Raw genomic sequence first — 20,412 nt, forward strand, 5'->3', positions numbered from 1 at the left:
CGCCAGCAACACGGGGTCTGCCATCGCTTATGGCTGCACGTCGACCGATCACCGCAGAGCTCTTGCGCGAGCACTGCTGGCGCTTCGCCACTCCGGGAAGAGGTGAGCTTTCTCTCCTGCTCGGGCCGACGAACGCGTCCGGTGCGCCGTTGGCAGCGGCATGGCTGGGCGGCTGCGCAGCCGGCCTCCTCGCCGCGGCTGCGAATCGCCACACCCTCGTCGCAATGACGACCCCAATTCCGAGAAGCCACGAGGCGTTCATTGGGGCGGCTTCGGCGGTGGTGCTCGTGGCGCCGGCCGATACCGATGAGCACCTCGAGACACTTCAGGCGTTGGCGACCTCATTGATCGGAGCAGCCAAGCGCTGCACGCCGTGCCTCGTTATCGACGGCGCAACCCACCGCAGCTACGAGGAGATCCGCACCTCATCAGGCATGCACGTGGCCGGACAGCTTGAGGGCGTGACGGAGCAGGTCCTGCTACGGGGCCAGCGACGGAGGCGGGGCGTCAAGAGCGCCCGGCTCGTCGAGGAGTTGGCCGGCCGCATCGCATTCCTTGCCGCTGAGGGCGTACACGAGGGACAGGAGTTCGCGGCATGAGAAGATCGACGGCGGCAGGGCAATGACGCTGCGTGACGAGATCTGGGGCGCCGTGCTACCCCAGGTGCAGGACTACCGGCTCGAGACCGCAGACGAGCCCCACGTCATCGCAGAGCAGTGCCGCCAGATTGCACGCAAGATCACCCAGACCCGCGAGGCCGAGTCGCTGGATGCGGCTGGGTTGGGGCTCTCCGACGCAGACTTGGGCTGGATCGACGAGCAGCTCGACGCGTTGTTGGGCGCCGGCCCTATCGAGCGGTACTTGCGGCGCCCAGACGTCGAGAACCTCTATGTGTTCGGTCCCGATCGCGCCGTGCTCGGTTTGTCCGGAGGTCGCCAGGAGCGCATCGACGAGCCGTTGTTTGCGAACGAGGACGAGATGATCCGCTATGTGTCGCATCTCGCGACCACGCACGGGCAGACCGGCCGCCGGTTCGATCATTCCGCGCCGTTGCTGGATCTGCGATTGCGTACCGGCGAGCGCGTTTTCGCTGCGATGGCGGTGTGCGGCACGCCGTACCTGACCGTGCGATGTCACCGTCACCGCTTGATCCGCCTGGAGGATCTCATCGGCAGCGGCTCGCTGTCGGAGCAGGCCGGTGACTTGCTGCGCGCTGCAGTGCGGCCTCCGGCTCCGGCGAACGTACTGGTGTGCGGGGCACTGGGTTCTGGCAAGACCACGCTGCTGCGGGCGCTGCTCGCCGAAGTCGGCGAGCACGAGATTGTCTGCACGCTCGAGCAGACCTTCGAGCTCTTCTTGGACGAGTCGCATCCGCACACGTTCGCGGTGGAGACCCGCGAGGCCAACAGCGACGGCGAGGGCGAGATCACGATGGAGGAGTTGGCCAAGCGCTCGCTGCGTTCGGGCGCGGACCGCGTCATCGTCGGCGAGCTACGTGGGTCCGAAGCCGCCACCTTTCTGTCTGCCTGCGGCACCGGCTCGGACGGCTCGATGGCCACGATTCACGCCTCGTCACCACGCCAGGCCCTGAGCCGCCTCGTGAGGTACTGCTTGGCGTCGGGGCTGGCCGGCGCACAATCCGCCCTCATCCAGGAGGCGGCAGAGGTCATCCACCTCGTGGTGCACATGCACAGCGATCCCCGTACGGGCTTCCGGGGCGTGCGGACAATCTCGGAGGTGCTGGGTTCGCCCGGTGACCGGTTTGAGGTTCACGACATCTTCGGCCGTCGCCAGCGCGGCCAGCCATTGACGCTGCTGGGGCGGCCTCGCAACCCCGATGTGCTCGAACGCCTCGCCGAGGGCGGCTTGGACGTCTCCGGCTGGCCGTCGGGGGCGTAAGCGGCAATGCTCGGGTTGGTCTCGTTCGCGGCGATGTTCGCCCTCGGTGCCGCCCTGATCGCGGCGTGCTCCATGCGGGCGTCGCTGGGGAGCCGGCTGCGGCGTGCGCGCCGTTCGCCAACTGCTTCGCCGCCGGTGATAACACGAAGCCTCGCCGCTGACACCCAGATGCTCATCCGGGCAGTCGCCGCGGGCGGGGGTGCCGTGGTGGGCTTCGTTGCCACCGGGCTGTGGGGCCTTGCCCTGCTGCTGGGTGGCCTGGGAGCGCTGCTGCCGCCCTTCGTGGCGGCACCGCGACGGCGACGTCAGCAGACGCGTGAAGCGCTGGCATGGCAGCTCTGGACCCGGCAACTTGCCGAACTCACTCGATCCGGAGCCGGTTTGACGGATTCCCTCAAGAGCAGCACCGAGCACGCACCCGAGCAGTTGCAGCACACGGTGAGGCGGGTGGCCTCCACGGCCGAACTACGCGGTATCGGTCCGGCGCTCGACGAGCTGGCGAGAGCCGGCGTTGTGTGGGAGCCCGAGGTCGCCGTGGGCTTGCGCATTGCCGCGAACTCTGGCGGACCCTTGACCGCACCTCTCTTGGAGTTGTGCAACCGCATCGGCGATGTCGTCGGTCTGCACCGCGCCCGCACCGAGGCGGTAGTACAGCTCTGGACGCAGACGATCGCGCTGCTGGGCCTCGCTGGCGGGGTGGTGGTGCTGATGTACCGCAACAACCCGGCGTACTTCGAGCCCTACCGCACACCCACCGGCCAGCTCGTGCTGGCGCTGATCGCGATGGTGCTGCTCGGCTCGACGGTGTTCCTGGTGTACCACTCGGTGGTCCGCGCTCAGCCCTCCGTGCTGGCACCGCCGCCGGGGCGCCGGCGCGGGAAGGACCCGCTGTGAGCGTCGCCATAGCTGCGGGGTTGCTGTTCTTCAGCGGGGCCGCGCTGCTGGTCGCGGCTGCTGTCGGGCCACGCCGACGCCGACAGGGCGCCGCTCGTGCAAGCCGAATCGCCATCATGCTGCCAGCCGTCAAGGAAGGCGAGATTGCGGACCTGCGGCTCGCCGGCATCGTGGCGCAGCACTACTCGATTCAGCGACTCATCGGGCTGCTCGCCGGAATGATCGTCGGGGCAGCGATCACTGCAGTGTGGGTCGACGATCTCACGGCGACGCTTGCGCTGACGGCGCTGCTGGGCTTCGCTGGCTGGCAGCTTCCGCGGCAGGGAGCGCGAGATACGGCCCGCAAAGTCCGCGGCGAACTCGATCACGTCATCCGCCTGTGGATCGTGCTGGTAGCTCAGCAGGTCAGCGCCGGAGTCGAGCCGGCATCGGCCATGCTCACGGCTGCGGAAGCCGGTACCCGACCCACTTGGCGTTTGCTGCACCGCCACCTGCTGGCTGCCCAGAACGAGCGGCGACCCGCATGGGAAGGACTCGTCGACCTCGTCGAGCGCTATGGACTCCACAATCACGCACCGGCCGTAGCGGCGTTCGGATTGGCGGCCGAGCGCGGCACCCGAATCTCCGACGCGGTGTTGGTGGCTGCCGAGACGCTGTGGCGGGACAACCTGCAACGCGAACGGGAAGCAGCCGAACGGCGGAACCAGATCATCGTGCTGCCCGCCACCGGCGTCGCCTTGGCCCTCGCAGCGATCTTGGTGTACCCGCCGTTCGTCTCCCTGACCGGCGGCATCATCGCCGGCTCCCCTTGAGCCATGATTCGCCACGCTCCACAACCCGGCCGGCAAGTTTCCGGGCCGCACGCTCCTCTGCGATTCAGCAGACCGGAGAGCGGACTCGCATCGCTCGAGTGGCTGCTGATCATCGCTGCCGTCGGCGGTCTCGCAGCCATGATGGTCGTGGCTGTGCAGCGGCTGCTGGATGATGCGACCGAGGTCACTGCAGATCGCTCGGTGCGCCTGCTGGAAGCCCACGTGCTGGCGGCAGACCTGTCGAGCCAGGCCGCTGCTGTCGCCAGCGGAAGCGACTCAGGACCCGATGCCATCGTGCTCGCGGAGATCGGCGAACGCTGCGCGCAGCTCGCCTTGAGCTACCGGGATGCCGTCAGCACCGCAGAGTGGGTGCAAGTGCCTCTGGCCGATGCGACAGCCGCTTGGACGTGCCGGCTGACGGGGCGCCCCGCATGATGCGCCCGACGTGCTCTCGGCGCCTAGCTGACGCGCGCCGGCACGGGTTGCATCAGCACACCGGAAGCTCGACTGGCACAACTGGGATCGGCTCGCCACCACTCGACGAGGATCCCTGCGAAAGCACTGCGGGTCCCGCCGCTGCGGCATGGACCCGATCGAGTCGCCCGGGCCAGAGCGCGCTGAACGGCCCGAAGACCTCCCCCGTCACCTCAACACGCAACCAGCCGTGCTCCCCCGGCGAGGGCCGTAAGTGCGCGGATGAGCCGCTGTGGCACCAGTCACTGCGCACCGTTGCCGCACCCGGCGTCCACCAGCGCCAGCCGTCGCGTGCTGCAGCACTGCGTGCGACGGCATCGTGGGCCGCAGCTGCCATTTCCCGCGTGCGTGGCAGCGGTTCGAGACCGGCGTACTCAGTGCCGTCATCTGCGTACGCCAAGCCTGCGACGCCGACCGCGTGCCATGCGGCCCGCAACCCGGCAGACGCGGCGGCCTCAGCCTGCGCGCGAGCCCCGGTGACAATGAATGCCTGCACGACCAGCAGCAGCATGAGGACGATCAGCGCGGGCCACAAGATCAGGAAGGGCAGCACCTCGCCGCGGTCGTCGCATTCCAGCCGGCAGACACTCATGCCGCACCCGCGCGCACGATGCTCACAGCGACGGGACACAAGTCACGTATGCGGTGCCCACGGAGGCGCACCATAGCTGTGAGGTCCCGACTTCGGTTCTTGCGCGGCCGGCAAGGGCGGACCCGCGCAACCGGACACGCGGGCGGCGCGATCAGCTTGGTCGTGATTCTGATGGTGCCGGTATCGACATTTGCGGCCGTTGTCGCGATGGCCGTGCCACAACGCCTTGCCGCTGAATCATCACTGGAAGACTCGGCTGCCGCCTTGGCCGACTTCGCAGCAGCATGGCGCGACGCTCAAGGCCGCGATGACACAGCACTCGACGCCTTCTTCGGCGACTGCACCTCCGCTGAGCTGTCAATGTCTGATGGGCCGCCCGGGACTCCCGACAGCTTCGCCGGCAGGCTGCAGGGCTTCTGTGAAGCTGTCAGTGAAACCGTGCTTCGCGATCTCGGAGGGCACGGCTTCGACCCCGGCACGCTGCGAGGCTTCTACAGCGGCTCGTATTCCACGGCCACGGACATGCCTGAGGGGTGGGGCCTGCCGTGCAGCACCGGAAACCGCAGCACGGTCACCAACGCCGCACACGTCGGCTTGGTCGCGCACTGGAACGGCCCGGGATGGGCCGCTGCGCAGGCCATGCCCGACGGCGTTCCTATGGGTGCCGAGGCCATCGGGCTCGTCGAGCGGGACGGCGGCGCCGACGCGACCTTGCCACCATGCGGTTCGCAGCTCGGCTTGGTGCCCCAGCGGCTCGCCCCAGCCGCCCAAGACGATCAGCGTGCTGCCCGTGAACTCGCCGAGTCCGTGCCGACACGATTCCCATTCGCGGGCTGATCGAGCGGCACGATGCAGCGCAGCAGAAACTCAGATGACGAGTCCGGAGCGACGGCTTCGCTCGAACTCTTGGCGCTGACGCCGCTGCTGGCGCTGCTCGTGCTGTTCGTGCTGTGGGCAGGCCGCAGCGCACGCGCCGGTCTCGTTGCCGACCTCGCCGCGGAGGAGGCAGCCGTGGCTGCCGCTCTGTGCTGCGACGTCGCTGGCCCGGCAGCCGACCCAGATGGCACTGTCGCAGAGCTGCGGCGCGAGTACATGGCCGAGGCAGTGCTGACTTCTCGTCCAGGGCTCGACTCCCTGTGCCTGTGGGGACCAAGGCCTGACAGTGACCGGGGGTTCGTCACCGAGACTGAGGTCAATTTTGCTGGCGCACCAACGGCGACAGGCTTCGCCCATGGCGCTCGTGTCATCGAAGTGCACTTCGATTGCGAGACCGACGGAGCGGTGGCGCCTCTGCGGGGCCTGTTCTCCACGGTCACGATGCGCGGCCGCGCGTCGGAGGTCACGGTGTTCGCCGACGGGCCGCAACTCGTCGTCGCACCAGCGATCGCTGTCGAGGGCGACCAACTCGTCTTTGTCGCCACGCTCAACGAGCCCACCACTGACGACATCGAGCTGACGTACTTCACACGAGACCGGACGGCCACCTCGAGGAGCGAGACGTCGGAACCAAGCGAGCTGGACTTCGATGCGATAGAGGAAGAACTCAGCCTCATCGCGACGCTGCCGACCGGCGCAACGACCGCGGAGATGATCGTCAGCACTCACGACGACACCGTTTGCGAGGGCGACGAGACACTGGTGCTCGTTGTGAGCGCAAGCGGCCCGACGGTGCCATCGACGGCCGGTGAAGACGGAGTGCGATTCACGACAATCGCCACCATCACCGACGAGGATGACTGTCCGAAGTCGCCGGATCCATGACCGCGACAGTCCTGGTATGGGCCGCTATAGGCAGCTGGTCATGCCTCGGTGTGCATGTCAGCTACACCGATCTGAGAGCAGCGAGAATCCCACGGCGCGCGTGCTGGGCAGCTGGTGTGGTTGTGGCTGCGCTGCTCGGTGGTGCCGCCACTCTGCTCAACGAACCGCTCCGATGGCTGTGGACATTGGCGGGCGCTAGCGCGGTGGCATTGCTTCTTGAGCTCGTGTACCGGTGGCAGCCGGACAAGCTCGGTTACGGCGATGTGCGCCTCATCATTGTCAACAGCCTGCTCGTGGCTTGGTGGGGACCTGCGTCGCCCTGGTGGGCGCTGCTCGCAGGCGCCGTTGCGGCGTGGCCCGCGGCGATCGTTACCGTCGTCAGGCAAGGTCGCGACAGCCGGGTGCGATGGGCCCCTTGGCTCTCTGTCGGCACTGCCATCGTCATTGCGTGGCGCGTCAGCGACGTCGGGTTGCTCGGCTGATCATCCGGCGGAAATACCCCACTCGCAGCGGTGCGCACTTGGTCGAGGCATTGGGCCTTCGATGATTTGGAGGAATTGTCACTATTCTTTGAGTGATCTATGGCCCTCACCAAGAACAGACCCATGCGCCGAGCACGCCACGACGAGAGCGGTCTCACCACACTCGAGTGGCTGCTCATCGTTGCCGCTGTTGCAGGCTTGGCCGCGCTCGCCGTCGTACTCGTCCAGAACGTCGTCGACGACACCGCCGAGCAGCTCGGCGGTGCCAGCGCCCGCGAGACCGCGGCGAACGTCGCTATCGACACGGTCATTCGGGAGGCCAAGACTGCCCAGCCGAGCGATCCACGCTTCAACACCTGGCAGAAGTGGGAGCTGTACTTCACTGCCCGCTGCGAACGGCTCAAGATCCTCTACAGCGACACCAACCTCGACGTGAGAGCAGCGTTCCACCGACCAATCGGCAAGGGCGACGACGCGAGTCCGACGAGTGGGGAACTCAACCTGGCGAACGCAGAGGCCGCCACCGCTACCAAACCGCAAGCGAGCTGCGCAAAGGTCTCCTAGCAGCCTGCCTGCGCCCATGTCAGGCGGTCAAGGCTTCGATGCCTCCAACGGCATTGCGTCGGCACCTACGCGCGTGTTGTGCAGCAATCTCATTCGTCGGGCTCGAAGGTGCCGAAGCGCTCCCGTTCGCCGCGCACGTCGCGCACAAAGCAGATGGGGATCTTGTGCACTTCTCGCCAACCGCCGCCGTCCTCCAGCACACCGGAAGTCCAAAACGGACGGGCTTCGCTGTCTGCGTAGGTGATACCCAGACGTGCACAGCGCTCGCCATAGCGCCGGTTGATCTGCTCGGCCTCAAACTCGTTCCGGGGCGCATCCGCCCGCCATTCGCGGGTCAAGGCGTCGGCTGCGATTTCCGCGGTGCGAAACCGCGCCTGGTGCCTGCCCGCATCGATACCGATGTCGCGAACCGTCGCCTGCACGACGACGACTGCTGCCCCGACCAGCACTGCAATCGCCGCAGTCACCAGCAGCCACTCCAGCGTCGTCATGCCAGCGTCATTGCGAGCCCGGGGCGACTTAACGCCAAGCACCGGCGAGACAGTACGTCGTGACGACGCCTCCGCTGGCATCACCTTCGTGGCGAGAGCGTCACACCCCACTGAAATGCTGACGCGAGCCGAGTCGGCTGCACGACGCCGCCACGAGCCGACGGCATGACTCCAGCCCCACACCCGGTCCATACCAGAGGCCCCACAGCGGGGCATTGAGGAGACCTCAAAGATGACCAGACTGCGAACCAAGCGTCACTCGAAAGCCGCCTGGCTGGGGGCCATGGCACTGATATTGGGCATCGGCGCTCTCACGCCCACATTGCCGGCAGGCGCACACGAACCGGACGCCTATCTCGAAGGCGCCTCGCGTTGGTTCGATTCGGACTGCTCCGGCCAAGTGCCCATCGTGGTGGCGTCTGATGCAGCGGCGCAGTCAGATATCTACAGCGCCGTGACGCTCGCCGGAGTCATCGGATCCGATTGCGTCGTGCTCGTCGGGCCCAGAGATGCAGCAATACCCGCTGCCCAGCTGAGGCGCTTCCGCCAGACGACCGAGCCGGGCTATGTCGTGGGCGGCAAGCATGCGGTAGGCAGCGACAAGACCCGCTCCTTGGATGGCCGCTCGATGACGCGCCTTGCCGGTGGCACACGTTGGGAGACCGCACTGCAGGTCGGAGAGCACGCAAAGCTCACGACTATCGACCGCAACCGCAGTCCTGAGGAGTTGCTCCTGTCGGGAATTGGACCGACACGAGGCTTGGACGTCGTCCTCACGCCGGGCACCTGGGAGATCAGCCTTACTCTGCGAGACGCCGCAGGGGACCCCGTGCCCAACAGCTGGCGCGATGCAGAGGTGTCGCTGTTTCAGGGCATTGATGACCGGTGCATGTTCTTCGAAGACAGCTTCAATTCGACGCGGCCGGACTGGGCTCACGCAGCAAACAACTCCGCCCTAAGTGACACGTTCCGTGTCAACCCGGCGCATGACCCGTCCAGCGGCTGCGAAGCCGGCCCGACATCGGTCGACATCGGCCGCGTAGGCGGCGAGTGGAAGTGGCAGATGGAATTCCGCCGCGTGCGGTAAGGCATGGCTAGCGTGCCGCGGGTGATCAGTGCTGCGGAGCTGTCGTCGATCGAGACGGCAGTGGGCGAACTGGGCAACCGGGTGTCACAAGCTGCCGATGAGCTGATGGGAACGCCGCACGAGGATGTCGGTGTGGAGCTCTACGAGGTGGAGCGCTCGCTGCGCATGGCACGCCGCCGATTGGCGCAGGCCACAGACGCGCTGCGCTGACGGAGCGCGGCGCCGTCGGGCATTTCGCCGCAGCGCCAGTGTTCAGGAACGCGCAGCAATCGCCTCGGCGGTCGCCACGATCTTGCGGGCGCGGGTCAGGTGCGGCACATCCACCATCTGGCCTTTGTGGGCAAACGCCATCAGGCCCGCCGCTTCAGCCTCGGCGAATGCCTCGAGCAGCTCCCGCGCATCGGCCATCTCGGCGTCGCTCGGCGTGAACGCGGCGTTGACGATGTCGATCTGGGCGGGGTGGATGGTGATCTTGCCGGTGAAGCCCATGGCGGCTGATGTGGCGCACTCGGCGGCCAGTCCGTCATCGTCGCGGAAGTCCACGAACACCGTGTCGAGCGGCTGCTTGCCCCACGCCGTGGCGCCCACCAGGCACATCACCCGGGCGTACTCGAACACCGGCAGGTACGCCCCTGTCGCATCCCGGTTGGCCTTCGAGCCCATGGCCGCGGAGAGATCCTCGGCACCCCAGCTCAGCGCATCCACCCGGTCGTGACGGGCGAGCTCGCCGATGTTCAGCAGTCCCTGGGGCGTCTCGGTGCCCAGCACCAGCAGCACCACACCGCCGGACGGATGGCCGTGCTCGGCCTCCCAGCGGGCGATCATGCTGTCAAGCTGGGCCACCTCGGCCGCGTTGTTCACCTTCGGCACCAAGTAGGCATCGGGCGGCGAGACCATCGTCTCAGCGATGTCAGCAGCGCACCACGGGCTGTCGAGCGGGTTGATGCGCACCACCCGCTCCTTGGCACCGAAGTCGACATCGGCCAGCCAGCCCGCAACGGTTGTGCGGGCGCTGTCCTTGTTGTCAGGCGTCACCGCATCCTCAAGGTCGAGCACCAAGCTGTCAGCGTCGGTGGCGATCGATTTCTCCAGCATGCGTTCGTTCGCACCGGGCACGAAGTGCGACGACCTCCGCACGGTCCCGGTGCCGATGCTCGCGGATTCAGTCATTCGATCAGTCCTCCTGGGTCGCAGGCTCGCTTCGCGGCCGCTGCCGTGCTCGGTCAGGCCGCAAACGCGCTCGGGCAGAAGTCGTTGAGCACACAGTCGTCGCAGGCCGGCTTGCGAGACGAGCAGACGCGTCTGCCGTGCAGGATCAGCCGCAGGCTGAAGTCGCCCCGCTCGTACTGCGGGATCATCGGATTCAGCGCCAGCTCCACCTTGACCGGATCTTCCTCGTCGGTGATGCCGAGACGTCGCACCAAGCGGCCGACGTGGGTGTCGACGGGCAGACCGGGCAGGTCGAACGCGACCGAACGAATGACATTGGCGGTCTTGCGGCCGACGCCCGGCAGCTTCACCAGGTCCTTCAGAGCGGTCGGCACCTCGCCGCCATGGTCGGCCAGCAGCCGGCGGGCCATTCCCTGCAGGTTGCGCGCCTTGCTGCGGAAGAAGCCGGTGGGATGCACCAGCTCCTCGAGGTCGCCGAGATCGGCCGATGCCAGCGCCTCGGCGTCGGGGTACTTCGCGAACACCCCCGGGACGGTGGCATTGACGCGGGCGTCAGTGCACTGCGCTGACAGGATCGTCGCCACCAGCAACTCGAACGGGTTGCGGTGCTCCAGCTCGCAGACCGCTTCGTACTCGTCCTTGAGACGTTCGTGGGTGCGCTGGGCGCGTCCCTTGGGCGATCGGGGCCTGGCCATGGCGAGTGTCTAGCGCTCCGCGCGAGCGCGTGCGCTGCGAGGAGCGCGGCCGCCTTGGCGAATCGAAACCAGCTTGTCGGCACGCAGTTGGCCGCATGCGGCGTCGATGGACGTGCCACGGTTCTGGCGCACGGTGGCGTTCACCCCGTGGGACGACAGCTCGGCGGCGAAGTGCTCGATGCGCTGCGCCGGCGAGGGATCGAGGCCGTAGCCCGGCGTCGGATTCAGCGGGATGAGGTTGACATGGGCGGCCAGCGGCCGTGCATAGGCAGCCAGCTCGGCCGCATCGCGGTCGCTGTCGTTGACGCCGTCGATCATCGCCCACTCGAAGCTGATGCGCCGTCGCTTGGCACGGCGGTACTCCGTCAGCGAGCGTGCCAAGTCCCGCAGCGGGTACGTGCGGTTGATGGGCGCGATGCGGTCGCGCAGGCGGTCGTTGGCCGCATGCAACGACACCGCCAGGTTGACCGGCAGCGCAGCGGCGGCGAGGCGCCCGATGCCCGGAATCACGCCGACGGTGGACACCGTGATGTGCCGGGCCCCGATGCCCATGTCGTCGTGAAATCGCTCGACCGCTGCCCACACCGGGTCATAGTTGGCGAGCGGCTCGCCCATGCCCATGAACACGATGTTGATAGCTCTGCCAGGGGCGGCACTGCCTGATCCGGCGTGTTGCAGCGTTCCCAGCACTTGCTCGACGATCTCGCCGACGCTCAGGTTCCGGTCGAACCCCACCTGCCCGGTTGCGCAGAAGCTGCACCCCATCGCGCAACCGGCCTGGCTGCTGATGCACAGCGTCGTCCGGTTCCGGTAGCGCATCAGCACCGACTCCACCAGGTGACCGTCGCGCAGCGACCACAGGTGCTTCGTGGTGGCACCGCGATCGGCCGACTGCGTGCGGACGAGCGCCAGTGCCGGCGGCAGCAGCTCGCCGATGGCGTGGCGCAGGCTCTTGGGAACATTGGTGATCTCAGCCAGCGGGCGGCGCTGGCGGTACAGGCCGTCCCACACCTGGTCCAGCCGGTATGCGGGCTCGCCGTCGAGCAGCTCGCCGAGCTCGGTGCGGCTCAGGTCGCCGAGCGACGGATCGGCGCCGGGCGCGGTCACGGCGGCTCAGCTCTCTAGGAGCTCGGCGGGGCGGTGCCGGTGAACAGTCGCCGCACGACGGCCACCTCGAGGCCGAGGTCGAGGTACAGCGTGACCGCCGGCGTGTTGTCGGCGTCGACGTAGAGCATCGCCCTCGTCAGGCCGGCAGCGGCGAGATGCTCGTAGCCGGCCAGCGTGAGGGCCCGGCCCAGTCCGCGGCCGTGGTAGGTGGGGTCCACCGCGATGACGTACACCTCTCCGACCGGCGGGTCCTCATCGGCGTGCACCTTCGTCCAGCAGTAGGCGGCGATGTGGCCGTCGATGTCGTAGACGCGAAAGCCGTCGGCGTCGAACCACGGCTCGGCTTGGCGCTCGGCGACCTGATCGAGCGTCCACCCGCCCTGCTCGCGGTGCCACGAGAACGCACGGTTGTTGACCTCCACCCACGCCGGTTCGTCCTGGCCGACCACGAACGAGCGCGTCTCGATGCCGCTGGGCTGATCCATGGGCAGCGATCGCTCCATGCGGTACAGGTCGCGCTCGAACGTCAGGCCGAGCTCGGCCATTCCCCGCCCGAGCTCGGTCTCGTTCGGTGCCCGATCGCCGCCTTCCCGGTCCTGCTCGCCATGGTCGGGATGATCGATCCAGACCGACACCGGCCCCGAGAGATCGTCGAGCTGGCGGCGCAAGGCGGCAGCGAGCGATCCGGGCGGCCAGTGTGCGGCATTGGCCTCCACCACGGCACCGTGCGGGTCGGCGCCGATCGAGATGACGGGATCGGCACCGGCTCGAGCACTCGCTGCGTCACTCACCGCGGCGAGGCTAACGCTGAGCAGGTGTGCGGTGAGTGCCACACTTGCGCTGTGAACCAGATCAAGTGGCTCAATCGCAGCCAGCCTCAGACGCTCTACAGCGCTGTGCTGCTGAGCTACTTCTCGGCGGCGCTGCTGCTGCTGTTCGGCTACGGCATCGACGCAGAACTGGCCTATGACGTAGTCGAAGGCATCGGCGCCCTGTTCGTCGACGACCGCTCTGCGCAAGACCTGAGCAACACCATCGTGCCGGTGGCGGTCACCGTGCTGCTCGGCGGCGCGTACGTGGCGGGGGGTGCTGGCACGGCGAATGAGCGCAGGTGGGGCCATTGGCTGTGCTCTGCTGCAGCGATCTACGCTGCCTTGGCGACCATGTGGTGGGGCGTCGACAGAGGCTTCGGGCTGAACATCATCCTGCGTCTGCTGTTCGACGCGCTGTTGCTGGTGCTGCTGTTTCACCCGATCAGCCGCAGCTATCGACGCGTCTGGTTCACGTGAGATCTCGCCGGCGGCCCACCTCCGAGCTGCCCCGACAGCATGAGAAGGCCGCGGCCGTCGAAGAGATGTTCGACGAGATCGCAGGTCGCTACGACCTGCTGAACCGGCTGCTGACGTTCCGACTCGATACGCGCTGGCGCCGCCAGGCCGTCCGCGCTCTGGGCTTGCAGCCTGGCGAGACGGTCATCGACGTGGCCTGCGGCACCGGCGACCTGTGCAACGAGCTCGAAGCGGCAGGTCTGCGCGCCGTGGGCATGGATTTCTCCGCGGGCATGCTGGCTGCCGCCACCACGCACGCCCCCCTGGCGCGCTCGGATGCGCTCTGCCTCGGGGTGCGCGACGCCTCGCTCGACGGCGCGACGTGCGGTTTCGCCTTGCGGAACTTCGCCAGCCTCGAGCCGTTCTTCGCCGAACTCGCCAGAGTGCTGCGGCCCGGCGCGCGTATCGCGCTGCTCGAGGTCGCCGAGCCGGCCAATCCGCTGCTGCGCGCCGGCCACAAGCTGTACTTCGGCAAGGTGGTGCCGGCGGTCGGCAGCCTGCTCTCGAGCCGGTCTGCCTACCGGTACCTGCCCGAGTCCGTGTCCTACCTGCCCGAAGTGCCGGTGCTGCTGGCCCAGCTCGCCGCGGCGGGTTTCGGCGACGTGGACCGGGCAGCGCTGAGCGGCGGCATCGCCCAGCTCATCACGGCGACCCGATCCGGCTGAACCGTCGCGTTCAGCGACTCCGCCTAGGCGGCGGAGACCGTCTTGGCCAGATCGGTGACGACCTCGGCCGTGGGCAGCTCGGCCAGCGAGGCAGGCGGGCAGAGGATCTTGCAGTCGCGGGAGCCGCCGCCCACGATGACCTCGTCGCAGTCCATCACGCGGCCGTCGATCCAGATGGGGATGTCCGCGGGCAGCCCGAAGGGCGTGACGCCGCCGATCATCATGCCGGTGCGCGCCACGGTCTCGTCGGCATCGGCGAACGACGCCTTGCGGGTGCCGAGCCGTCGCCGCACGACGCCGTTCACGTCGAGCCGCGTCGACGCCAGCACGACGCAGCACGCCATGGGCCGCTCGGCCGACTTGCCCACGACACAGATGGCGTTGGCCGACGCATCCATCGAATAGCCGTAGCGCTCGCAGAACTGCGCCGTGTCGGCGAAGTCGGGATCGCACTCCACCACCTCGTATGCCACACCCAGCGCAGCGAGATGGTCCAGGACGGCGTCAGAACTTGCTTCCGTGCTCACCGGGACATCTTGGCGGATGGCGTCCGTCCGGCGGCGGGATGCAGCACGGCGGGTGTCACCCTCCCAGTGCCAGGCCGACGGTCAGCAACACTCCGGTGACGATCTGCAGGCGACCGGTCGCGACCAGCACCGCCACCAGTGCCGGGCCGGTGTCGCCGCGCAGCACCGCACGGACGGGGCTGATCGCCACCACCGCAGCGGCGACGCCGAGAATCGCCCAGGGCCGCAGCACCGTGAGATACAGCGGCGAGAACACCATCAAGAACACCACCACGACATACATCGCCCGAGTCGCCCGATCCCCCACCCGCACGGCCAGCGTGCGCTTGCCCGCCTGCTCGTCGGTGGGCAGGTCGCGCAGGTTGTTCGAGATGAGCAGGGCCACCGACCCCAGCCCCACCGGAACGGAGGCTGCGATGCCCAGCGCCGTCAAGTGGGCGTCCTGGACGAAGGCCGAGCCCGCGGTGGCCACCAGTCCGAAGAAGACGAAGACGAACAGCTCGCCGAGACCCCGGTAGCCGTACGGACGGCGGCCCCCGGTGTAGTACCAGGCCGCGAGCATCGATGCGCCGCCAGCGGCAACCAGCCACCACGACACCGCCGCTGCCACCACGATGCCGAACGCCGCAGCGACGCCGAAGGCCGCGAATGCCGCGTTTCGCACGGCAGCCGGAGTCGCCGCTCCGGAGGCCACCAGGCGCTGGGGACCCACGCGGGCAACGTCGGTGCCGCGCACGCCGTCGCTGTAGTCGTTGGCGTAGTTGACAGCAATCTGAATGCACAGCGACACGATCAGCGCGAACGCCGCTCGCCACCACACGATGGCGCCGTCGGCCGCCGCATCCGACGCTGCGGTGCCCACAAACGGCGGCACCAGCGAAGCCGGCCAGGTGCGGGGCCGAGCGCCGGCCAGCCACGTGCGTGCGCCGGTCATTGCTGCGGCGAGCCCAGGGGGCCGGTGATACGGGTGATCGCGAATGATTGGGTGCCGGTTGCCAGCAGACCGCCGTCGGCGGCATAGATGCGGACGATGCCGTTGCCGATGGCGTTGTGCACGGCGTCCGACTCGATGTCCAAGAGCACCCATTCGCTCTCGGCTTCTCCGGAGATTCGCACCGTGTTGTCGAGGCTGGACCCCCTGAATCCGGCATCGAGGCTGACCCGCATCCCGCTTGGCAGCAGGTCGGCCAGTGCCGTCAGGCCCGGCCCGGTCGATGCGAGCGTGCCGTCGAGGCGCGCCCAGTACCGGACGTGACGCTCGCCCGGCTGCTGGCCGGCGAGCCGGATGTCTGCGTGGTCGGTGAACGAGCGGCCTTCGATCGACGTCGGGCCGCGAAGCTCGCATGACTCCGGCGGCGGCACGTCCGGGGCGGTCGTCCATGTCTGGTCGATGCCCAGCTGCCGGCCGCCGAGCGACACGAGCGCACGCAGAATGACCCGGCCGTCGGCAGCGTCGGTGATCTCAGCGGAGGCCTGGGTCATGCGGTTGCCGCTGGCGCCGATGTCGAGGGCGATGGCCGCACAGCCCCCGACCGGCAGCCGCGCCAGGTACTGGGCCGAGGCAGCGGCCATCGGCCGGCCCGTGACGCTCTCGAGGGCTGCCACGGCGGACGCGAGCGCGCACCCGCCATGCAGCGTGCCGGTGGCGCCCGCCACGTCGTAGGTGACTGGCAGCAGCCAGCGCAGCTCTTCGGCTGTCGGCTGAAGACCGAAGAACTCGATCACCTCGCCGACGTGCGGATCCTGCGGCGCAGCGTCGCTGGTGGCAGCCTCGGCGCTCACGCAGCCGAAAGCTAGTGCTGACTACGGCCGGAAGCCCTCTACCGGCCCGGACACCCGCGCCACGGCGAACGACTGGTTCCCGGTGGCCAGCAACCCGCCGTCGGGCGTGTAGATCCGCACGACGCCGTGGCCGACAGCGTTGTGGAACCCGTCGGTCTCGATATCCAGCAGGACCCACTCGCAGTCGGCATCGCCGGCGATGCGCACGGTGTTGTCGATGCTGCCGCCACGCCACTTCAGGCCAAGGCTGCGGTGCATCCCCGTTGCGAGCGTGTCCGCCAGCGCAATCAGCCCCTGGCGTGTGGATGCCAGCGTGCCGGCGAGCCGCGCCCAGCAGAGAATCCTCCGATCGCCGGCACGGTGAGGCCCGAACCGGATGTCGGCGTCAGTGCTGAACGACGCAACGGCGTTGTCCGGCACCGTACGGCGCTGCCATTCATCCGGCCCCGGAACGTCGGGCGGCTGTCCCCAGTCCTGGTCGATGCCGAGCCGGCGACCGCCCAGTGCCAGCAACGCTCGCATCAGCACTCGGCCGTCGGCCGAATCGGTGACCTGTGCGAGCACCTGCGTCATCCGCTTGCCGGCCGAGCCGATGTCGAAGGTGATCTCCGCACTGCCGCCGAGCGGGACACGGGCCATGAACTGCGCCGAAGCCGCTGCGAGCGGTCGCTCGCTCCATGTCTCGGCGGCCGCGGTGACAGCAGCGAGAGCGCAGCCGCCGTGCATCACACCGAGATAGTTGGCGACGTTCGGCGAGATGGGCAGGTGCCAGCACAACTCGTCGTCGGTGGCCTGCACGCCGAAGAACTCGACGACGTCTGCGAGCCGATCGCCTGGCGACAGCGGCTCCTCGCCCGAGCTCAACCCGCTGCTGCAGCCCAAGGGGCAGATTGGTCGGCTTGGTAGTGGTCGGGCCGGATGCCGAACGCCTCGATCATCCGGTGCCACCCGCTCGCGGAGGCAAGCAGCGCGCCGAGGCGCAGAATCTGTTGCTCGTTGAAGTGATCCGCGAGCCGCTCGTACAGCTCGGGCGGGATCACGCCCTTGTGCTCGTAACCCGAGAGCCGATCGCACAGCGCGAGCGCGGCCTTCCACGACTCGGGCAAGTCCGACGCCTCGTAGTCGGCCAACTGGGCGACGACCTCGTCGGTCAGTCCGGTGCGCACCAACGATGCGCTCTTGACGAGGCTTCAGTGGAAGCACTCGTTGCGGTTGGCCATCCGGATGCGGCACAGCTCGATCATGTGCCGGTCAAGCGCACCGGCGTCCTCGTCGGGATGGCCGCCGTACACAGCGCCGACCCAACCGAGGAACAGGTCGATGGTGGTCTCGTCGGCGGCGAGCGTCCGAAACAGGTTGTCGTCGGTGTAGGCCTTGGCGTACCAGGTGTCGAGCCGGCGTTGCTGCTTGTCGTCCAGCTCGGTCACCTTCGGCAAGTAGCCGTGCTTGTTCGCCATGACTCCCCCTTGGCGGCAGGCTCGCTGGAAACGACGCTACCGCAGGCCGGCACATCCAGCGCTTCCAGCGCGCTGCAGCCGGGCTACAGCCGTGGGTCGACCGGTTCGCTCTCCAGCGCGAGCACGCCGAAGACGCACTCGTGAATCCTGGACAGGTGCTCGTTGGCGACAAACCGGTCGAGTGCCTCAATCCCGAGCGCGAACTCCCGTCGTGCCAGCGACATCTTGCGACCCAGCGATCGGCCGCGAAGCCGTTCGAGATTCGCCGGTTCGAGATACTCGGGCCCGTAGATGATCCGGAGATACGAACGTCCCCGGCACTTGACACCCGGCAGCGCTAGGGCGTCACCGGTGCGAACGATGGACGATGCCGGCTTGACGACCATTCCTTCGCCGCCGGCCTCGGTCATCGACAACCACCAATCCGTCGCCTGCGTCACGGAGGCATCGACGTCGAGATCGACAGAGCGACGAGCTGTCCGGCGGAATCCGTCGGGACTCGCCGAGATCCACGCATCGATCTGTTCGAGATGCCAGCTATGCGGGCGACGAGCCAGCACCTCGCCCTCGGCCGCAAGCAGTTGGAACGGCGCCATCTCGATCCCTTCGGCACCTTCGACCTGCCAGCAATAGCGCCGGTACGCATCGACATACTGTTCGACGTGTTCCGCGCGCTTGCGGGTTCGCTGTGCGAGGGAATCCAGATCTATGCCCCGGCCTCGGGCGCCGGACAGCAGATGCGAAGCGGCCGCAAGCACGCTGGTGCCTGCTGCTCCGACGGCGGCGTACAGGTCCTGCACTAGCCCCGCTGATTTCGCCGACCACGGGAGCAGCTCCGCATCCACGACGAGCCAGTCGGTGCCGAGCTGATCCCAGGTGCCGGCTGCCTCGGCCGCCTCCCGCAGGCGCTCGAGCAGGATCCGGGCCGCACCGGGCTCACCGAAGAAGGGTCTGCCCGTGCGGGTCACGATGACGCCTGCGTCGTCGTTCGTGATGCCGAAACGCGACTGCGCTGCAGCCGCGTCGCGGGCGACGATGAGCACTGCCCGCGAACCCATGTGCTTCTCCTGGCAGATGAGGTCGCTGACGCCGGCCTCGCGGAACAGCGAGAACGCTTCATCCGGATGCTCCAGAAAGTCCTCACGCTTGCTGGTGGCAGCGGGCGCCATCGTGGGCGGCAGATACACGAGCCACCGAGGATCCACGGCGAACCGGCTCATGACTTCCAGAGCAGCACTCGAACGCTCTGCGTCGATGGTGACGCGCCCCATCAGTCCGGTGTCGACGTGGTGCTTGCCGAGGACATCGTCGAGGCTCAGGTGACGCGTCGAGTGCCGGGGCGCATCGTCCGCAGCAGGCCGGATCGGCGCATAGTGCTCCCGCGCGGCGGCGACAGACACCAGCTCCCGTTCAGGCCAGCGCAGCGCGGTCAGCTCACCGCCGAACACCGCCCCCGTGTCCAGGCAGATGGTGTTGTTGACCCAACCCGCCGCCGGTACCGGAGTATGGCCATACACGACAGCCGCCTCACCCCGGTAGTCGGCGGCCCACTCGTACCGCACCGGCAGGCCGAACTCATCGGTCTCCCCGTCGGTATCGCCATACAGCGCGAGCGTGCGCACGCGGCCCGATGAGCGCCCGTGGTACCGCTCGGGCAGTCCCGCATGGGCCACGACGAGGCGGCCGCCGTCGAGCACGTAGTGGCTGACCAAGCTGTCGATGAACCCGGCGACCTGCTCAGAGAATTCGGGGCCGCGCGCTTCGAACTGTTCCAGTGATTCAGCGAGCCCGTGGGACAGCTGGACACTGCGCCCAGCGAGGGCGCGGCGCAGCTTGTTCTCATGATTGCCGAGGATGCACAGCGCGGTGCCGGCGGCAACCATCGACATGGCCACTTCCAGCACCTCGGCCACACCGGGACCGCGGTCGACAAGGTCGCCCAGAAAGACCGCCTTGCGACCCTCGGGATGAGCGATGGGCTCGGCCGACGTGTCGTAGCCCAGCTCGCCGAGCAGCTCCACGAGCTCGGCGTGACAGCCGTGGACGTCGCCGATGATGTCGAACGGCCCGGCATCGTCTCGACGATCGTTCCAGAGCTTGGTGCGGACGATCTCGACCGAGTCGAGCTCGGACGCTGACCCGATCGTGTACACCCGCGCAAAGCCCTCTTTGCGGAGGCGCTTGGCAGTGCGGCGCAGCGTCGCGTGCTGGCGTCTGATTGCGTGCTCGGGCGTTGTGCGATCCCGGCGTTCGCCGTTTCGCTCCAAGCACAGCGCCAGCGGAAGGTCGAACACGAGCGCCGTTGCGAGCACGTCGGTTCGGCGCGCCAGTTCGATCAGTGACGTGCGGTCCTCGGGTTTGACGCTGGTGGCGTCGACGACGGTGAGGCGTCCCAGCTCGAGACGCTTGTCGACAATCTTGTGGAGCAGTTCGAAGGCGGCAGGCGTCACCGATTGATCCGTCTCGTCGTCGCCGACCAAGGCTCGGCATCGATCGCTCGACACGATCTCGGTCTCAGCGAAGTGTCGACGGGCAAACGTCGACTTGCCGGAGCCCGATGCGCCACAGAGCACGACGAGGCCGAGTTCGGGGATCTTGATGCTGGTGAGTGCTGTTCTCATCGAA

26 protein-coding genes are annotated in these 20,412 nt (G+C 68.0%); 13 read left to right on the top strand and 13 right to left on the bottom strand.

All coding sequences use genetic code 11. The annotated features are described in order from the left end of the window. Positions 1-224 precede the first annotated feature (224 nt). The 5 genes from ACOGXE_RS02600 (at position 225) to ACOGXE_RS02620 (ending at position 4,040) form a co-directional block, all read left to right on the top strand. The gene (locus tag ACOGXE_RS02600; protein WP_419932393.1) at positions 225-599 is read left to right on the top strand and encodes a hypothetical protein; all 375 of its coding nucleotides are present in this window, start codon (positions 225-227) and stop codon (positions 597-599) included. A 22-nt stretch (positions 600-621) separates the two neighbouring features. Then, complete coding sequence (locus ACOGXE_RS02605; RefSeq protein ID WP_419932394.1) at positions 622-1,899, top strand: CpaF family protein; 1,278 nt, start codon at positions 622-624, stop codon at positions 1,897-1,899. A gap of 6 nt (positions 1,900-1,905) precedes the next feature. Next, the gene (locus tag ACOGXE_RS02610) at positions 1,906-2,793 is read left to right on the top strand and encodes a type II secretion system F family protein (protein WP_419932395.1); all 888 of its coding nucleotides are present in this window, start codon (positions 1,906-1,908) and stop codon (positions 2,791-2,793) included. Then, entirely contained in the window at positions 2,790-3,605 is an 816-nt protein-coding gene (locus ACOGXE_RS02615; protein WP_419932396.1) for a hypothetical protein, read from the top strand. Before ACOGXE_RS02610 ends, ACOGXE_RS02615 begins: the two co-directional genes overlap by 4 nt. 138 nt (positions 3,606-3,743) lie before the next feature. Then, positions 3,744-4,040 (top strand): hypothetical protein, encoded by a 297-nt coding sequence (locus ACOGXE_RS02620; RefSeq protein ID WP_419932397.1) that lies wholly within the window; start codon positions 3,744-3,746, stop codon positions 4,038-4,040. Positions 4,041-4,092: 52 nt separating this feature from the next. Here ACOGXE_RS02620 and ACOGXE_RS02625 read toward each other — a convergent pair whose 3' ends face one another. Next, positions 4,093-4,671, bottom strand: coding sequence for a hypothetical protein (locus ACOGXE_RS02625; protein WP_419932398.1), 579 nt, complete (start codon positions 4,669-4,671; stop codon positions 4,093-4,095). Between the two features lie 162 nt (positions 4,672-4,833). On the opposite strand from ACOGXE_RS02625, the gene ACOGXE_RS02630 reads away from it, so the two are divergent. From ACOGXE_RS02630 to ACOGXE_RS02645, 4 genes are all read left to right on the top strand, one after another. After that, positions 4,834-5,508, top strand: coding sequence for a hypothetical protein (locus ACOGXE_RS02630; RefSeq protein WP_419932399.1), 675 nt, complete (start codon positions 4,834-4,836; stop codon positions 5,506-5,508). Positions 5,509-5,520: 12 nt separating this feature from the next. Then, entirely contained in the window at positions 5,521-6,432 is a 912-nt protein-coding gene (locus tag ACOGXE_RS02635) for a hypothetical protein (protein WP_419932400.1), read from the top strand. Beyond that, entirely contained in the window at positions 6,429-6,914 is a 486-nt protein-coding gene (locus ACOGXE_RS02640) for a prepilin peptidase (protein WP_419932401.1), read from the top strand. Before ACOGXE_RS02635 ends, ACOGXE_RS02640 begins: the two co-directional genes overlap by 4 nt. Before the next feature lie 123 nt (positions 6,915-7,037). After that, positions 7,038-7,478, top strand: coding sequence for a hypothetical protein (locus tag ACOGXE_RS02645; RefSeq protein WP_419932402.1), 441 nt, complete (start codon positions 7,038-7,040; stop codon positions 7,476-7,478). 89 nt (positions 7,479-7,567) lie between these two features. Here ACOGXE_RS02645 and ACOGXE_RS02650 read toward each other — a convergent pair whose 3' ends face one another. Next, positions 7,568-7,969, bottom strand: coding sequence for a hypothetical protein (locus tag ACOGXE_RS02650; RefSeq protein ID WP_419932403.1), 402 nt, complete (start codon positions 7,967-7,969; stop codon positions 7,568-7,570). A 232-nt stretch (positions 7,970-8,201) separates the two neighbouring features. Here ACOGXE_RS02650 and ACOGXE_RS02655 point away from each other — a divergent pair, with 232 nt between their 5' ends. Together ACOGXE_RS02655 and ACOGXE_RS02660 are read left to right on the top strand one after the other, a co-directional pair. Then, on the top strand, positions 8,202-9,056 hold the full coding sequence (locus ACOGXE_RS02655; protein ID WP_419932404.1) for a hypothetical protein: 855 nt from the start codon (positions 8,202-8,204) through the stop codon (positions 9,054-9,056). Positions 9,057-9,077: 21 nt separating this feature from the next. After that, complete coding sequence (locus tag ACOGXE_RS02660; protein ID WP_419932405.1) at positions 9,078-9,266, top strand: hypothetical protein; 189 nt, start codon at positions 9,078-9,080, stop codon at positions 9,264-9,266. 42 nt (positions 9,267-9,308) lie between these two features. Here ACOGXE_RS02660 and ACOGXE_RS02665 read toward each other — a convergent pair whose 3' ends face one another. From ACOGXE_RS02665 to mshD, 4 genes are read right to left on the bottom strand one after another with little or no spacing between them, the layout of a single operon-like run. Then, positions 9,309-10,226 (bottom strand): HpcH/HpaI aldolase/citrate lyase family protein, encoded by a 918-nt coding sequence (locus tag ACOGXE_RS02665; RefSeq protein WP_419932406.1) that lies wholly within the window; start codon positions 10,224-10,226, stop codon positions 9,309-9,311. A gap of 53 nt (positions 10,227-10,279) precedes the next feature. Further along, complete coding sequence (nth, locus tag ACOGXE_RS02670; protein ID WP_419932407.1) at positions 10,280-10,921, bottom strand: endonuclease III; 642 nt, start codon at positions 10,919-10,921, stop codon at positions 10,280-10,282. A 9-nt stretch (positions 10,922-10,930) separates the two neighbouring features. Further along, positions 10,931-12,028 (bottom strand): 23S rRNA (adenine(2503)-C(2))-methyltransferase RlmN, encoded by a 1,098-nt coding sequence (rlmN, locus tag ACOGXE_RS02675; RefSeq protein WP_419932408.1) that lies wholly within the window; start codon positions 12,026-12,028, stop codon positions 10,931-10,933. Between the two features lie 14 nt (positions 12,029-12,042). Next, positions 12,043-12,819, bottom strand: a complete 777-nt coding sequence (gene mshD, locus ACOGXE_RS02680; RefSeq protein WP_419932409.1) for a mycothiol synthase — start codon at positions 12,817-12,819, stop codon at positions 12,043-12,045. A gap of 51 nt (positions 12,820-12,870) precedes the next feature. Between mshD and ACOGXE_RS02685 the strand changes: the two genes are divergently transcribed. Then, positions 12,871-13,317: a hypothetical protein gene (locus ACOGXE_RS02685; RefSeq protein ID WP_419932410.1), complete on the top strand. Its 447-nt coding sequence runs from the start codon at positions 12,871-12,873 to the stop codon at positions 13,315-13,317. Further along, positions 13,314-14,021 carry a ubiquinone/menaquinone biosynthesis methyltransferase gene (locus tag ACOGXE_RS02690; protein ID WP_419932411.1) on the top strand — a complete coding sequence of 236 codons (708 nt, stop codon included), beginning with the start codon at positions 13,314-13,316 and terminating at the stop codon, positions 14,019-14,021. Before ACOGXE_RS02685 ends, ACOGXE_RS02690 begins: the two co-directional genes overlap by 4 nt. 23 nt (positions 14,022-14,044) lie before the next feature. Here the strand turns inward: ACOGXE_RS02690 and ACOGXE_RS02695 are convergent, their stop codons facing one another. From ACOGXE_RS02695 to ACOGXE_RS02725, 7 genes are all read right to left on the bottom strand, one after another. Beyond that, positions 14,045-14,548, bottom strand: coding sequence for a YbaK/EbsC family protein (locus ACOGXE_RS02695; RefSeq protein WP_419932412.1), 504 nt, complete (start codon positions 14,546-14,548; stop codon positions 14,045-14,047). Between the two features lie 55 nt (positions 14,549-14,603). Beyond that, positions 14,604-15,482: a 1,4-dihydroxy-2-naphthoate polyprenyltransferase gene (locus ACOGXE_RS02700; protein ID WP_419932413.1), complete on the bottom strand. Its 879-nt coding sequence runs from the start codon at positions 15,480-15,482 to the stop codon at positions 14,604-14,606. Next, entirely contained in the window at positions 15,479-16,330 is an 852-nt protein-coding gene (locus ACOGXE_RS02705; RefSeq protein WP_419932414.1) for a thioesterase family protein, read from the bottom strand. The genes ACOGXE_RS02700 and ACOGXE_RS02705 overlap by 4 nt, the downstream gene beginning before the upstream one ends. A gap of 21 nt (positions 16,331-16,351) precedes the next feature. Then, on the bottom strand, positions 16,352-17,194 hold the full coding sequence (locus tag ACOGXE_RS02710) for an acyl-CoA thioesterase domain-containing protein (protein WP_419932415.1): 843 nt from the start codon (positions 17,192-17,194) through the stop codon (positions 16,352-16,354). Beyond that, on the bottom strand, positions 17,191-17,496 hold the full coding sequence (locus ACOGXE_RS02715) for a carboxymuconolactone decarboxylase family protein (protein WP_419932416.1): 306 nt from the start codon (positions 17,494-17,496) through the stop codon (positions 17,191-17,193). Before ACOGXE_RS02715 ends, ACOGXE_RS02710 begins: the two co-directional genes overlap by 4 nt. Before the next feature lie 24 nt (positions 17,497-17,520). Further along, positions 17,521-17,787 carry a hypothetical protein gene (locus tag ACOGXE_RS02720; protein ID WP_419932417.1) on the bottom strand — a complete coding sequence of 89 codons (267 nt, stop codon included), beginning with the start codon at positions 17,785-17,787 and terminating at the stop codon, positions 17,521-17,523. An 83-nt stretch (positions 17,788-17,870) separates the two neighbouring features. Further along, positions 17,871-20,408, bottom strand: a complete 2,538-nt coding sequence (locus ACOGXE_RS02725; RefSeq protein ID WP_419932418.1) for a polynucleotide kinase-phosphatase — start codon at positions 20,406-20,408, stop codon at positions 17,871-17,873. Positions 20,409-20,412: the final 4 nt, after the last annotated feature.

This window comes from Candidatus Poriferisodalis sp. (genome assembly GCF_965208555.1).
GTDB lineage: Bacteria > Actinomycetota > Acidimicrobiia > Acidimicrobiales > Poriferisodalaceae > Poriferisodalis.